Source organism: Bradyrhizobium sp. Pha-3 (assembly GCF_042258615.1).
Classification (GTDB): Bacteria; Pseudomonadota; Alphaproteobacteria; order Rhizobiales; family Xanthobacteraceae; genus Bradyrhizobium.
Genome location: NZ_CP170152.1, coordinates 2,344,732 through 2,358,134, shown reverse-complemented (window position 1 = coordinate 2,358,134; position 13,403 = coordinate 2,344,732). Strand labels below are relative to the sequence as shown.

The following is a 13,403-nucleotide window of genomic DNA, read 5'->3' as shown; positions in this document are numbered from 1 at the left end:
ATTGAATGAACAGGTCCAATTTTCGAACGCACGCATGCCCGTCATCGCCGGAGCCAACCCCGGCGATTGCCGCCTTACATACGCGTCGTGTCTTTGTCGCCCGCCTGGAGTCCCGTTCCGATAAGATCGGAACGGGGCTCCAGATTCTTGTTTTGACGCGTTTTCTTTACGCGAACCGGTATCCACTTCGTTCGAAAACGCTTTACTCGTTGGCTTCCGGCGGCAGGAAGTCCACCTCGTGCTCGGCGGAAATGCGCACCACCTCGACCGGGTCCTGCAGATTGTGCAGCTTCTCGAACAGCGCCTCGAGCTTCTGCATCGGCGACACCCAGAACAGCGCCCGCGCCGGCTTGTCCGACTTGTTGAAATAGCCGTGCGGAATACCGCGCGGCATGCGCACAAGGTCGCCGGCCTTGGCCTGCACCCAGACGCCGTCGAGCTTGAGGTCGAGCACGCCTTCCTGCACCAGGATGAATTCGTCCTGGGTCGGGTGGATATGCACCGGCACGAACTGGCCGGGATCGCTGTTGGTCTCGAACGCGAAGGTCGAGTCGGTGACCGCCTTCGGATAGTAGACTTGGCCCAGGATATTCCAGGTCTTGCCGCCGTAGCCGGTGCCGGTTCGGGTAATGCCTTTTTCGAGCGTGCCCATGTCAGCCTCTCCAGTTTTATGCGTATTGCCGACACGGAGCCTGTCGCCGGCTGAAAGGGCTGTCTAGCCGATAAACGAATCCGCAGCCGGCGCGACCATGCTGCAATGCGGGAGCATCGAGCCCGGCGGCGCCTGCCCAATGCCGCCGCATCCGCCTGCGCGCCGATCGGGCAGATTGCACGACGAAACGGCGTTCCCCTTTGCCGACGGATGCACTAGGCTGCATGATGTTTTAGACCTCAAACAACTCCGGACGGCCGGCGTGAGAGCTGTTGGCAACGAGGTTTCGGCAAGGGCAAATTCGGCAAGGCTCAAGGATTTCGCGCGCGTCGCGACGGCGCGCGTCGACGACGCGGCTGAAGCGATCGGCCGCATCTTCTGTCCGCACGATCTGACACCGGTCGATCGTTCGGAGCGCGATTTTTCCGCGCATCACAATTGCGCAGGCTTCGACGGGTTCTCCGTCAACTATGTCGCCTATGGCGGATCGGTCGCGATCAATCCGGGCTGCCTTGACCGCTTCTTCCTGTTGCAGATGCCGCTGTCCGGCTCGGCCGCGGTACGGACCGCCGCCCGCGAGCTCACCACCGGACCACAACGCTGTGCCTCCCTGCTGTCGCCGACGATTCCGACCGAGATGACCTGGCGCGACGATTGCGCCCAGCTCATCGTGCTGCTCGACCGCAAGCTGGTCGAGCATCGCGCCGCAGCGCTTGGCGGCGTGGCGGTCCGGCCGGTCGAGTTCGATCCGGCCGTCGCGTTGAACGGACCGCTCGGGCAGACGCTCTCGGCCCGGATCGGGCAGCTCGTGACGACGGCCGAGCAGCTCGGGCCACGCAAATCGTTATCCGCGGTCGCGGCGGCCGATTGGCGCGAGCAGTTTCTCAATGTCCTGCTCAACGAGCAACGGCACAGCCTGAGCTCGGCGATCGATGTCTTCAACGGCCGCACCGAGGCGCAGCCCGCGGCGCTGAAGCGCGTGCGGGCTTACCTCGAGACCCGTACGACCGAACCGCTGGATCTTGCCGAGCTTGCGGAGATCGCCGGCACCGGCATCCGCGCCTTGCAACTCGGCTTCCGCCGTCACTTCGGCACCACCGTGTCCGAGATGCTGCTCGACATCCGCCTCGCTCATCTCAACGCCCGTCTCAAGACGGCGCGGCCGGGCGAACGCATCGTCGATATTGCGTTCGATCTCGGCTTTACCCATCTGAGCCGGATGGCGAGCGCCTACCGCGCCAAGTTCGGTGAAAGCCCGAAGGTAACCCTGCAGCGGCTGAGCTGAGCGGAGGTTCCAATCGGCAGGGCCCGGCCCTGCCCATCCGGCCAGTTTCACCGCCGGGCGCAACATCCCAGATTGGGGGAAGCCAACGGAGTTTCCCATGACTGAACCAACCACCCTCGCTTCGCTGTCATCAGCCCTTTCCGAGACCATTGCGCGCGCTGCACCTGCGATCGTCTCCGTGCATTCGCACCGCGCGCGCGCCTCCGGCTTCGTCTGGAAGACCGGCCTGGTCGTGACTGCCGACGAAGCGCTCGCCGACGAGGGCGAGATCGAAATCCAGCTTGCCGACGGCAGCCGCAGGCAAGCCACCGTCGCCGGACGCGACCACACCACCGACATCGCGCTGCTGCGCGTTGAGGGCGACGTCGCGCCGATCAAGCTGTCGACCGAAATCCCCGCGCTCGGATCGCTCGCGGTGATCGTCGCAGCCGACCGCGGCGCGCCGATCGCGCGGCTCGGCATGGTCTCGCGGTCGGGCGCCGCCTGGCGCAGCCTGCGCGGCGGCGAGATCGACGCGCGGATCGAACTCGACGTCCGGCTGCGACACAGCCAGCAGGGCGGGCTGGCGCTGAATGCCGCAGGTGCGCCGTTCGGCATGGCGGTGCTCGGCCCGCGCCGCGTGCTGACGATCCCTGCCGCGACCGTCGAGCGGGTCGCAGCCCAGCTCGAGAAGAGCGGCCGCATCGCGCGCGGATATCTTGGCGTCGGGCTGCAGCCGGTGCGTCTCGACGACGACCTCGGCGCAATGGTGATGGATGTCGACAAGGCCGGCCCCTCGGCTACCGCCGGCATCCGCCAGGGCGACGTGATCATTGCCGTCAACGGCGAGAAGCTGTCGGGCGTGCGGGCGCTGTCGCGCGGCCTCGGGCCGCAGAGCGTCGGCACCGTCGTCGAACTCACCGTGCATCGCGGCGGCGAGCCGTTGAACTTCAAGGTGACAGTCGGCGAAAGGCCCGAGACGTGAGCAGCGAGCCTGCCTCCGACATCATCATCGCACTCGAGATCGACGACCCCGCCCTCGCCGACCGGCTGGCGACGTTGCTCGGCAGCGTCGCCGGCCTGCGGCTTGCCGCGCCGGGCGAACAGGCGACAGCGACGATCGTCGCACGCAACCGCGAGACCGCCGGCGGCGCCGACTTCGAGCTGACGCCGCGCGAGCTCGACGTGCTGGCGCTGCTGGCCGAAGGCGCATCCAACAAGATGATCGCGCAACGGCTCGGGATTTCGGTCCACACCGCCAAGTTTCATGTCGGCTCCCTGCTCGACAAGCTCGACGCCACCGGCCGCACCGACGCCGTCGCGCATGCGGCGCGTCGCGGGGTGATCAATTTGTGAGGGCGGGACGTACAAGATTGAGTCTGGCGGATTGAGATCTATCCCATCGTGGTCCTGGCGACGATGGGGATGCTTCTCGCTTCAAGATGTCGAACAACGCGGGGTCATCACCCGCGCATGCGGGTGATCCAGTATTCCAGAGGCAGCGGGGCTTGAGCCGAGAGGCCGCGGCGTACCGGATCGCCCGGTCCCGTCTCCGCCAAGGCTTCGACGAGGCCATGGATCCCTGGCGCGCCGAAGCCTTAGCGAAGGCGGCGAGCCGGGCGATGACATATGAGAATGGGGATACACATCTGCATTCGCGCGACATGATCACGCAGGCACTGGACGACGCCCCCAACTCAGTGATTGCGAAAATTCCGCGGTGCGGACGCTTAGACCAATTGTGTAAGTAGTCGTCCGGATACAGGCGCCTCCTCGATCTGGTTATGCAATCTTCAGCCAACAAAACGAAACGGCATGAAGAAGCTGATCGATCGTCACCGAGACATTCAATACACGCTCACCAACATCGAACCCGACCTCTGGAGCTGGTCATTCGAGATCAACGGCAAGATCCGGCACGGCACCACGCGCGCGCGGCTCGGCCTGCTGGCGCAGCGGCGGGTCTGCACGCTGATCGATCGCGAATTGAAAAGCGCGGAACGCGACAAGCCGAAGAAGCCTGACTAGGCCACCCGCGTCCTCGCTCCGCTTCTCGGCCCGGCGGGCGCCGCCGACTTTGGCTCACGACAATGCGATCACGGTCGCAGCGAGGTCGAGCCGTGGTCCGGCATATCGCCTGTCGTCCGATCCATGCTGTCCGCACCCGATGCTCCAGAGCGCGGGCCATGAGAACCGCTCGAGCCCCGTCGCCGATATCGCCGCGAACGACGTCCAGCTGATGTCACCGCGGCGTCGCCACAGCACGCCGCCCGGTCCCATATCCGGATAGAAGGCGATGTCGAGGTCGAAATCCCGCTCATCGCCGAGATCGGGGCCGACCCAGTAGTGCGGACTTCGCCCGCGCTCGCGCCCGAGGATCAGGGTGAGCGTCTGGTTCGGCCCGCGCAGCCCGAGCCAGAGCGGCGCGATCATGTCAGGCACGGGCGTACACAGCAGCGTTTGCGGCGCGGCGCTTGCCGCGGCGGTGCGGCCCGACAATTTCAGGGCAACGACCGTCGCGGGTGCCGGCATCCCGGACAATGGCGCGGTGCTGGTCCCGTGCGGCAACGGCGACCACACGGCGCGGTCGAGAGATGGCAGCGGCCATGCGAGCTGCTCGCGCACGGCGCCTTCGGTGTCGAGCACCTGATAGCGAAGACCGTCCTGATCGAGCGCCACTTGCACGCAATGCAGATACTCGATGCCTTCGGGCATCCGGTGCGCGGTGCCCGCGCCCGCCGTGCATATCTGCAGCACGCCGCGATGGACCTGAACATCGAATGCGAGGATGTGGCTGCACAGATAGGCGGTCACGCCGGCGCTGACCAGGATATCCCAGAAGCGCGCGCTGTATTCATGGCCGATCTCGCGCTGATAGCTGCCGCTGAAGCCATTGATGGGGTACACGGGATGATGACCCAGCACCAGCTTGTGCCTGGCATCGCTGTGCTGTGCGAGGACCGCTTGCAGCCAGTCGGTCTCGACATGCCCCTCGCCGCCCAGCCCGCTCCACAGCGTGTGCACGAACACCATCAACAGATCGTCGCGGCGGACCCAGTAGGACAGGCCCTCCTGACCCGGCGGACCATTGCGCGGCAGCTTAAGCACCTCGCGAAACACCGCCTCGCTCATCTCGTCGTAAGTCGTGTGGTTGCCGGTCGTGTGCCACAGCGGCACCGTGCGCCGGTCGAGCCAGCCCATTTCGGTGTCGAGCCAATGCCGCCACTGTGCGCGCAACTCCTCGGCATCGGCGGTGAGGCCGATGATCTCATCGCCGGGGAAGAGGATGAATTCGGGCGCAGGATTGAGCCGGCGAACCACATTGTTCACCGACGCGAAGGTGCGCTCGTGCAGCGCGCCTGCTACGCCTGAGCAGGCGTCGGCATAGATCACGAACTGGTGGCCCAAATTTCTCGGCAGCAGAGACGGAATTGCATCATCCATGATCGGGCCACGTCCTCGCGTGCCACATCATAGAGGAAGGCGGACTGATCGCTCAAGGTAGACATGCGCACGCAAGGTTGCAGCCGGCCTCTGCAGCAGACATGTACTCTGCACACCAAGACGTGACGCTGCGGAAAAGCTGGTCTGCCGGCACCGGCTAGGCGGCGCTGCGCCAAGCTGCTAGCCTTTTGCGCTTCAGATTGGCCAAAGCGCGATGAATCGTCATCGCACTTTGGCTCATTGTCCGGGCATGATCTTTTCGGAAAACCGCTTCACACTTTTCCGGATCATGCTCCAGCGAGCCAAGGGACCGAAGCAAATGGACAACCGTAATGATGTTTGGCGCGGCGTCGACACGATCAAGCCGCGTTTCATCGAATTGAGCGACCGGGTCTGGGCGATGCCCGAGGTCTGCTACACCGAGGCGCGCTCATCCGCCGAACATCTGGCCGAACTGCGCCACCAGGGTTTCCGCATCACCGAGAACCTCGCCGACATCCCGACCGCGGTGATGGGCGAATGGGGCGAGGGCGGCCCGGTCATCGCCTTCCTCGGCGAATATGACGCCCTGCCCGGCCTCAGCCAGGAGGCCGGAATTGCCGAACATCGTCCGGTCGAGACCGGCGGCCACGGCCACGGCTGCGGTCACAATCTGCTCGGCTCCTCCGCGCTGCTCGCGGCGACCGCGGTGAAGGACTGGCTCGCCGCCAACAAGGTGCCGGGCCGGGTGCGCTATTACGGCTGTCCGGCCGAGGAAGGCGGCGCGGCAAAGGCCTTCATGGTGCGCTGTGGCGCGTTCGAGGACGCCGACATCGCCATTACCTGGCATCCGCACAGTTTCTGGGAGGTGGCGGTGACGCCGTCGCTCGCCAACACCCGTGCCGATTTCATCTTCACCGGGCGGACTTCGCATGCGGCAGCCTCGCCGCATCTCGGCCGCAGCGCGCTCGATGCGGTGGAGTTGATGAATGTCGGCGTCAACTACATGCGCGAGCACATGCCGAGCGATGCTCGCGTGCATTACGCGCTGCTCGACACCGGCGGGATTGCACCCAATGTGGTGCAGGCCCATGCCCGCGTGCGCTACTCGATCCGTGCCCGCGACCTGCCCGGCATGAATGAGCTGGTCGAACGCGTGAACAAGATCGCGCAGGGCGCAGCGCTGATGACCGAGACCAGGATGGAGATGAAGATCATCTCCGCGGTCTCCAACATCCTGCCCAACACCCCGCTGGAGCAGACGCTGCACCGGATCATGGAAGATCTCGGCCCGCCGCATTTCGACGATGCCGACAAGGATTTCGCCGGCAAGATCCGCGCGACCCTGACCGACAAGGACATCGCCACGGTCTATTACGCGATCGGCATGGAGCCGACCGACCGGCCGCTGGCCGATTTCCTGGTCCCGATCGACGCCAAGCGCAATCCGCTGATCGGCTCGACCGATGTCGGCGACGTCAGCTGGGTGGTGCCGACGGTGCAGGTCCATGCACCGACGGTTGCAATCGGCACGCCGTTCCACACCTGGCAGGTTGTGGCGCAGGGCAAGACGCCGGCCGCGCACAAGGCGATGGTGCAGGCCGCCAAGGCGATGGCCGGCCTCGGCGTCAAGGCGCTGATGGAGCCGGAGCTGATCGCGGCCGCCAAGGCCGACCTCAAGAAGCGGACCACGCGAACGCCCTATGTCAGTCCGCTGCCGGCGAATGTTGCACCGCCGTTGGACATGTCGGTCGCCTGAGCGCAGCATCTGCGGCCGGGCCTGCGCTTCGATGCGAGGCCCGGCTAGCGCCGATCCCGTTCCGATTGGATCGGAACGGGGCTCTGGATTCTTGCTTTGACGTGTTTTCCTCACGCGAACCGGCGTCCACTTCGCGCGAAAACGCGCGCGCGTGACAAAAAAGCATCTCGGAACAAAGGATAACGAACAAATTTTCCGCACTGCGAGGCGCACGCAGGTGCGCTTTGGCACCGAAATGCCGAACCGATGTGCGGTGCGGAGCGGTTCTGCACAAGCGATAGCCAAAAGACCTAGTCGCTGAACCTCGGCAGGCGTTGACCTGCGCGGTCATTCGGTGTGCCATCTGCCGCCAGCACGGCGGCCGGTTCCAAGGCCCGCCGCAATCACACGTGAGCCGGACCGAGGGGACAATGTTCGACAACAATCTGCGCGGGATGATCGACGACGTAAAGGACGGACGGATGGACCGCCGCGCCTTCGTCAAGCGAATGATTGCCGTCGGCCTCACCGCGCCGTTGGCCAACCAGATTCTGGCGATCGGCGGCGTCGCGATGGCGCAAAGCCCCAATCCCTACAAACCGACCAAGCGCGGCGGCGGCGGTCCGCTGAAGCTGTTGTGGTGGCAGGGCCCGACCCTGCTCAATCCGCATTTCGCCACCGGCACCAAGGACCAGGACGGCTCGCGCATCTTCTATGAGCCGCTGGCCAGCTGGGACGTCGACGGCCATCTCAACCCGATCCTCGCCGCAGAGATCCCCTCGATCCAGAACGGCGGACTCGCCGCCGACGCCAAATCGGTGGTCTGGAAACTCAAACCCGGCGTCAAATGGCATGACGGGAAGCCGTTCAGCGCCGACGACGTCGTCTTCACCTGGGAATATGCCAGCGACCCCGCGACGGCAGCGGTCTCGAGTGCGACTTACGCCGGCATGACCGTGGAGAAGGTCGACGACCTCACGGTCCGCATCAAGTTCAAGGATCCGACGCCGTTCTGGGCCAACGCGTTCGTCGGTGCCTATGGCTGCATCATTCCGAAACACCTGTTCGCGGAATTCAAGGGCGGCAAGTCGCGCGAGGCGCCGACCAATCTGAAGCCGGTCGGCACCGGACCCTACAAGTTCATCGAATTCAAGCCGGGCGACCTGATCCGCGGCGAGATCAACCCCAACTACCACATGGCGAACCGGCCCTATTTCGACACGATCGAGATGAAGGGCGGCGGCGACGCGGTGTCGGCGGCGCGCGCGGTGATCCAGACCGGCGAATATGATTTCGCCTGGAACATCCAGGTCGAGGACGAGGTGCTGCTGCGGCTGGAGAAGGGCGGCAAGGGCAAGACGCTCTATGCCGTCGGCGGCGACATCGAGTTCATCGCCATCAACTTCACCGATCCCAACACCGAGGTCGACGGCGAACGCTCGTCGATGAAGACCAAGCATCCGATCCTGTCCGACCCGCGCGTGCGCCAGGCGCTCGCGCTGCTGGTCGACCGCGACTCCATCAAGAAGGTGATCTACGGCCGCGCCGGCCGCGCCACCGCCAACTATCTCAACGGCCCCGAGGAGTTCGTCTCCAAGAACACCAAATGGGAGTTCTCGGTCGAGAAGGCGAGCGCGCTGCTCGAGCAGGCCGGCTGCAAGGCGGGCTCCGACGGCATCCGCGAGAAGGACGGCAAGAAGCTGAAGTTGCTGTACCAGACCTCGATCAACGGGCCGCGGCAGAAGACCCAGGCGATCGTCAAGCAGGCCTGCCAGAAGGCCGGCATCGACGTCGAGCTGAAATCGGTGGTGGCCTCGGTGTTCTTCTCCTCCGACGTCGCCAACCCCGACACCTACTCCCATTTCTATGCCGACATCGAGATGTTCCAGATCCCGATGACGCAACCCGATCCGGCCCTGCACATGCGTCGCTATCATTCGCGCAACGTCGCCACCAAGGAGAACAAGTGGCAGGGACCGAACTTCCCGCGCTGGGTCAACAAGGATTTCGACGCCGCAGTCGATGCTGCCGATACCGAGACCGATCCGATCAAGCGCGCGGATCTCTACATCAAGTGCAACGATCTGATGTGGCAGGACACGGTGATGATCCCCGTGATGCATCGGCTTGCGGTGGAAGCCTGCTCCAACACGGTGCGGCCCGCGCTCTCCGGCTGGGCCAACCAAACCGACAATCTGCAAGATTGGTATCGTGAAACCTGAGACACGGGGACAGGTTCGGAGTTGAGTGGGTGCATCTTCTCCCTCCCCCCGTTCTTGCGAGGAGAGGGGCTCCAACCGCAAATGCCGTGAGAGATGAGTTCTTGGAGAGTCCCCTCACCTGGAATTCAAGCTGTGCTTGAATTCCGACCTCTCCCTGCACGCGGTGCGAGGTGAAGCTCGCCTTTCGACTGGAAGCAAGATCAACGTGCTCAAGGTGCGAGCGTTAGTCAGATGATCTCTCGATGAGTCAGTATATCCTGCGCCGTCTGTTGATCGCGATCCCGAGCCTGCTCGGGATTTCGGTCGTGCTGTTCGTCGTGCTGGCGCTCGCGCCGGGCGATCCGTTCAGCGAGCTCGCGACCAATCCGAACGTGCCGCCCGAGGTGCAGGCCGCGCTGCGCACCAAGTTCGGGCTCGATGATCCGATCTACCTGCGCTATTTGCACTGGCTTGCGGCGATGGCGCAGGGCGACTGGGGCTTCTCCTTTGTCAGCCGGATCAACGTCGACACGCTGATCCTGCAGCGGCTGCCGACCACGCTCTACGTGATCGGCTCGGCGCAGCTGCTGGCGCTGCTGATCGCAATCCCGGTCGGCGTCTACGCCGCCACCCGGCCCTATTCGCTGTTCGACCAGCTCGCCAACACCTTCGCTTTCATCGGCTTTTCGCTGCCGACCTTCTTCACCGGCATCCTGTTCATCCTGGTGTTCTCGGTGAAGTTGGACTGGCTGCCCTTCGTCTACACCGACGTGCCCGGCAGCGGCATCCCCTGGCTATTGGAGATGATCCGGCAGGCCATCATGCCGGTGATGGTGCTCGGCCTGTTCCAGGCGGCGTCGATGACCCGCTTCGTGCGCTCGGCGATGCTCGACGTGATCCGGCTCGACTATGTGACCACCGCGCGCGCCAAGGGGCTCGGGCAGGCCAAGGTGATCGTCAAGCATGTGATGCGCAATGCGATGATCCCGGTCGTCACGCTGATCGCACTCCAGATGCCTGCGGTGTTCGGCGGCGCCATCGTCACCGAGCAGATCTTCCGGATTCCCGGCATCGGCTCGCTCCTGATTTCTTCCATCCTCGCCAACGATACGCCGGTCGTGATGGCCGTGACCTTCGTCTTCGCGTGTCTCGTGGTGCTCTTCAACCTGATTGCAGATGTCCTCTATGGCTGGCTTGACCCTCGCATCTCCTTCCGCTGAGCGGCGCGGCTACTCGCCCTGGCGCGAAACCTGGCGGCGCTACCGCCGGCACCGGCCGGCCGTGGTCAGCGCCGTGCTGCTGCTGCTGCTGATCGCCGCCGTGGTGATCGGCCCGTTCATCTGGCGGGTCTCGATCAGCGACATCGACGTGGTGGCGGGCCTGCAGGGCCCCTCGCTGGCGCATCCGTTCGGCACCGACGATCTCGGCCAAGACCTGCTCGCCCGCATGATCTATGGCGGCCGCATCTCGCTTGCGGTCGGGCTCGCCGCGATGCTGGTCTCGGTGTTCGTCGGCACGCTGATCGGTGCGCTCGCCGGCATGTCGCGCGGCCCGCTCGGCTATGCGCTGATGTGGCTGACCGACCTGTTCCTGTCGCTGCCGCAACTGCCGCTCCTGCTGATGCTGATCTATCTGTTCCGCGACGGGCTCAAGGCCGTGTTCGGCCCTGAGGGCGGCATCTTTATCCTGATCGTGCTTGTGATCGGCGGCCTGCGCTGGATGCCGGTCGCCCGCCTGGTGCGAGCCCAGTTTCTCTCCCTGCGCGAGAAGGAATTCGTCGAGGCGGCGCGCGCGCTCGGCGCGAGCCCGGTGCGGCAGGTGGTGCGCCACATCCTGCCCAATGCGCTGGGACCTGTGATCATCGCCGGCACGATCGACGTCGCCGCCGCGATCATCGCCGAATCGACGCTCTCGTTCCTCGGCCTCGGCTTCCCGCCGGATACGCCGACCTGGGGCCGCATCCTCTATGACGCCAAGGACTTTCTCGATATCGGCCCGCACTGGGCGCTGTTTCCGGGCGGCGCGATCTTCATCGCGGTCGTCGCCATCAATTTCATCGGCGACGGGCTGCGCGATGCGCTCGACGCCCGCAAGGTGATCTGATGGCGCTGCTCGACATCAAGGGCCTGAAAACCCATTTCACCACCGACGAGGGCATCGTCCAGGCGGTCGACGGCGTCGACATCAGCATCAACCGCGGCGAGACGCTCTGTGTGGTCGGCGAATCCGGCTGCGGCAAGACCGTCACCGCGATGTCGATCCTGAAGCTGATCGCGATGCCGCCGGGCAAGATCGTCGCCGGCGAGATCATGTTCGAGGGCCGCGACCTGGCACCGCTGACCAGCCATGAGCTCGACGACATCAGGGCCAAGGAGATCGGCTTCATCTTCCAGGAGCCGATGACCTCGCTCAACCCGGTGCTGACCATCGGCGAGCAGATCGCCGAGAGCCTGCGCCGCCACGAGGCGGTGACCAGGAAGCAGGCGCTCGAGCGCACCATCGAGATGCTGAAGCTGGTGCAGATCCCCAATGCCGCGGGCCGCGTGCATCACTATCCGCACCAGTTCTCCGGCGGCATGCGCCAGCGCGTGATGATCGCGATGGCGCTGGCCTGCCGGCCCAAGCTCGTGATCGCGGACGAGCCCACCACCGCGCTCGACGTCACCATCCAGGCACAAATCCTCGACCTGCTGCAGGACATGAAGGAGCGCCTCGGCATGGCGGTGATGCTGATCACGCACGCGATGGGCGTGGTCGCCGAGACCGCGCAGCGCGTCGTCGTGATGTATGCCGGCAAGGTGGTGGAAGAGGCGGCGGTCGACGAATTGTTCGGCAATCCGAGCCATCCCTACACCCAGGGCCTGATCCGCTCGATCCCGCGCATCGATCTCGACGCCGAGCACAAGACCCGGCTGGAAGCGATCGGTGGCTCGGTGCCGATCCTGATCAACCCGCCGCCCGGCTGCCGTTTTGCTTCCCGCTGCAAACACGCCATGCGTATCTGCACCGATCAGGAGCCACGGCTGCGCCAGATCGCGCCCGGCCATCGCATGGCCTGCCACCTCGGAGACGCGTCATGAGCGAGCCGCTGCTGCGCGTCAGCAATCTGAAGAAGCACTTTCCGGTGCTCGGCGGCCTCCTGTCGCGCGAGGTCGGGCAAGTCTATGCGGTCGACGGGGTGTCGTTTGCGGTCAACCGCGGCGAGACGCTGGGGCTGGTCGGCGAATCCGGTTGCGGCAAGTCGACCACCGGGCGTTGCGTGCTGCGGCTGATCGAGCCGACCTCGGGCGAAGTCGTGTTCGACGGCCAGAACGTGATCGGGCTCGGCGGCGGCGATCTGCGCGCCATGCGGCGCAACATGCAGCTGGTGTTCCAGGACCCGTTCGCCTCGCTCAATCCGCGCATGACGGTCGGCGCAATCCTCGGCGAGCCCTTCATCATCCATAACCTCGTGACCTCGGCCAGCGAGCGCGAGGACCGCGTCGCGCGCCTTCTGGTCAAGGTCGGGCTGAAGGCCGAGCACATGCGGCGCTATCCGCATGAATTCTCCGGCGGCCAGCGCCAGCGCATCGCGATCGCCCGCGCGCTGACCCTGGAGCCGAAGCTGATCGTGTGCGACGAGCCGGTCTCGGCGCTCGACGTCTCGATCCAGGCCCAGGTCATCAACCTGCTCGAGGATCTGCAGGCCGAGCTGAACCTCACCTATCTGTTCGTCGCCCACGATCTCTCTGTCGTCGAACACATCTCCGACCGCGTCGCCGTGATGTATCTCGGCCGCATCGTCGAGCTCGCCAAAGCCAGCGATCTCTACCGCAACCCGCAGCATCCCTACACCAAGGCGCTGCTCTCGGCGGTGCCGGTGGCGGATCCCAAGGCCAAAAAGCTGCGCATCCGCCTGAAGGGCGACGTGCCGAGCCCGATGAACCCGCCGAAGGGCTGCCATTTCCACACCCGCTGCCCGATCGCCGAAGAGCGCTGCCGTCAGAGCGCGCCTGAGCTGCGCGAAGGCAGCAACGGGCATTTTGTGGCGTGCCATCTGGCATAGGCGGATTGCTCCGCAGCGCACGCTGCTCCTGGACCGTCACCCTAAGAGGATGTGAGGCTATATCCTCGTCCACCGCGGTC

At 65.0% G+C, this 13,403-nt stretch carries 12 protein-coding genes; 10 read left to right on the top strand and 2 right to left on the bottom strand.

What is annotated here, in order from left to right; translation table 11 throughout:
• Positions 1 to 202: 202 nt before the first annotated feature.
• Entirely contained in the window at positions 203 to 652 is a 450-nt protein-coding gene (locus ACE10Z_RS11035; RefSeq protein WP_375787942.1) for a cupin domain-containing protein, read from the bottom strand.
• A 262-nt stretch (positions 653 to 914) separates the two neighbouring features.
• On the opposite strand from ACE10Z_RS11035, the gene ACE10Z_RS11030 reads away from it, so the two are divergent.
• The 4 genes from ACE10Z_RS11030 (at position 915) to ACE10Z_RS11015 (ending at position 3,944) form a co-directional block, all read left to right on the top strand.
• The gene (locus ACE10Z_RS11030; RefSeq protein WP_375787941.1) at positions 915 to 1,937 is read left to right on the top strand and encodes an AraC family transcriptional regulator; all 1,023 of its coding nucleotides are present in this window, start codon (positions 915 to 917) and stop codon (positions 1,935 to 1,937) included.
• A gap of 97 nt (positions 1,938 to 2,034) precedes the next feature.
• Complete coding sequence (locus tag ACE10Z_RS11025; RefSeq protein ID WP_375787940.1) at positions 2,035 to 2,901, top strand: S1C family serine protease; 867 nt, start codon at positions 2,035 to 2,037, stop codon at positions 2,899 to 2,901.
• Complete coding sequence (locus ACE10Z_RS11020) at positions 2,898 to 3,272, top strand: response regulator transcription factor (protein WP_375787939.1); 375 nt, start codon at positions 2,898 to 2,900, stop codon at positions 3,270 to 3,272. Before ACE10Z_RS11025 ends, ACE10Z_RS11020 begins: the two co-directional genes overlap by 4 nt.
• Before the next feature lie 459 nt (positions 3,273 to 3,731).
• On the top strand, positions 3,732 to 3,944 hold the full coding sequence (locus ACE10Z_RS11015; RefSeq protein WP_375787938.1) for a hypothetical protein: 213 nt from the start codon (positions 3,732 to 3,734) through the stop codon (positions 3,942 to 3,944).
• Positions 3,945 to 3,998: 54 nt separating this feature from the next.
• Here ACE10Z_RS11015 and ACE10Z_RS11010 read toward each other — a convergent pair whose 3' ends face one another.
• Entirely contained in the window at positions 3,999 to 5,360 is a 1,362-nt protein-coding gene (locus tag ACE10Z_RS11010) for a metallophosphoesterase family protein (protein WP_375787937.1), read from the bottom strand.
• 319 nt (positions 5,361 to 5,679) lie between these two features.
• Here ACE10Z_RS11010 and ACE10Z_RS11005 point away from each other — a divergent pair, with 319 nt between their 5' ends.
• The 6 genes from ACE10Z_RS11005 to ACE10Z_RS10980 all read left to right on the top strand — a co-directional run bounded on the left by ACE10Z_RS11005 (position 5,680) and on the right by ACE10Z_RS10980 (position 13,323).
• On the top strand, positions 5,680 to 7,098 hold the full coding sequence (locus tag ACE10Z_RS11005) for a M20 family metallopeptidase (RefSeq protein WP_375787936.1): 1,419 nt from the start codon (positions 5,680 to 5,682) through the stop codon (positions 7,096 to 7,098).
• Positions 7,099 to 7,508: 410 nt separating this feature from the next.
• Positions 7,509 to 9,299: a peptide ABC transporter substrate-binding protein gene (locus ACE10Z_RS11000; protein ID WP_375787935.1), complete on the top strand. Its 1,791-nt coding sequence runs from the start codon at positions 7,509 to 7,511 to the stop codon at positions 9,297 to 9,299.
• Positions 9,300 to 9,541: 242 nt separating this feature from the next.
• Positions 9,542 to 10,498 carry an ABC transporter permease gene (locus ACE10Z_RS10995; RefSeq protein ID WP_375787934.1) on the top strand — a complete coding sequence of 319 codons (957 nt, stop codon included), beginning with the start codon at positions 9,542 to 9,544 and terminating at the stop codon, positions 10,496 to 10,498.
• Complete coding sequence (locus ACE10Z_RS10990) at positions 10,464 to 11,381, top strand: ABC transporter permease (RefSeq protein ID WP_050402552.1); 918 nt, start codon at positions 10,464 to 10,466, stop codon at positions 11,379 to 11,381. The genes ACE10Z_RS10995 and ACE10Z_RS10990 overlap by 35 nt, the downstream gene beginning before the upstream one ends.
• A complete protein-coding gene (locus ACE10Z_RS10985) occupies positions 11,378 to 12,358 on the top strand; it encodes an ABC transporter ATP-binding protein (RefSeq protein ID WP_375789804.1) in 981 nt (326 codons plus the stop codon). The genes ACE10Z_RS10990 and ACE10Z_RS10985 overlap by 4 nt, the downstream gene beginning before the upstream one ends.
• Positions 12,355 to 13,323: an ABC transporter ATP-binding protein gene (locus tag ACE10Z_RS10980; protein WP_375787933.1), complete on the top strand. Its 969-nt coding sequence runs from the start codon at positions 12,355 to 12,357 to the stop codon at positions 13,321 to 13,323. Before ACE10Z_RS10985 ends, ACE10Z_RS10980 begins: the two co-directional genes overlap by 4 nt.
• Positions 13,324 to 13,403 lie beyond the last annotated feature (80 nt).

What these genes read in the sequence shown, in the direction of transcription:
- ACE10Z_RS11035 (WP_375787942.1), bottom strand. Translation starts at nt 652, where the DNA reads ATGGGCACGCTCGAAAAAGGCATTACCCGAACCGGCACCGGCTACGGC.
- ACE10Z_RS11025 (WP_375787940.1), top strand. Translation starts at nt 2,035, where the DNA reads ATGACTGAACCAACCACCCTCGCTTCGCTGTCATCAGCCCTTTCCGAG.
- ACE10Z_RS11015 (WP_375787938.1), top strand. Translation starts at nt 3,732, where the DNA reads ATGAAGAAGCTGATCGATCGTCACCGAGACATTCAATACACGCTCACC.
- ACE10Z_RS11010 (WP_375787937.1), bottom strand. Translation starts at nt 5,360, where the DNA reads ATGGATGATGCAATTCCGTCTCTGCTGCCGAGAAATTTGGGCCACCAG.
- ACE10Z_RS11005 (WP_375787936.1), top strand. Translation starts at nt 5,680, where the DNA reads ATGGACAACCGTAATGATGTTTGGCGCGGCGTCGACACGATCAAGCCG.
- ACE10Z_RS11000 (WP_375787935.1), top strand. Translation starts at nt 7,509, where the DNA reads ATGTTCGACAACAATCTGCGCGGGATGATCGACGACGTAAAGGACGGA.
- ACE10Z_RS10995 (WP_375787934.1), top strand. Translation starts at nt 9,542, where the DNA reads ATGAGTCAGTATATCCTGCGCCGTCTGTTGATCGCGATCCCGAGCCTG.
- ACE10Z_RS10990 (WP_050402552.1), top strand. Translation starts at nt 10,464, where the DNA reads ATGGCTGGCTTGACCCTCGCATCTCCTTCCGCTGAGCGGCGCGGCTAC.
- ACE10Z_RS10980 (WP_375787933.1), top strand. Translation starts at nt 12,355, where the DNA reads ATGAGCGAGCCGCTGCTGCGCGTCAGCAATCTGAAGAAGCACTTTCCG.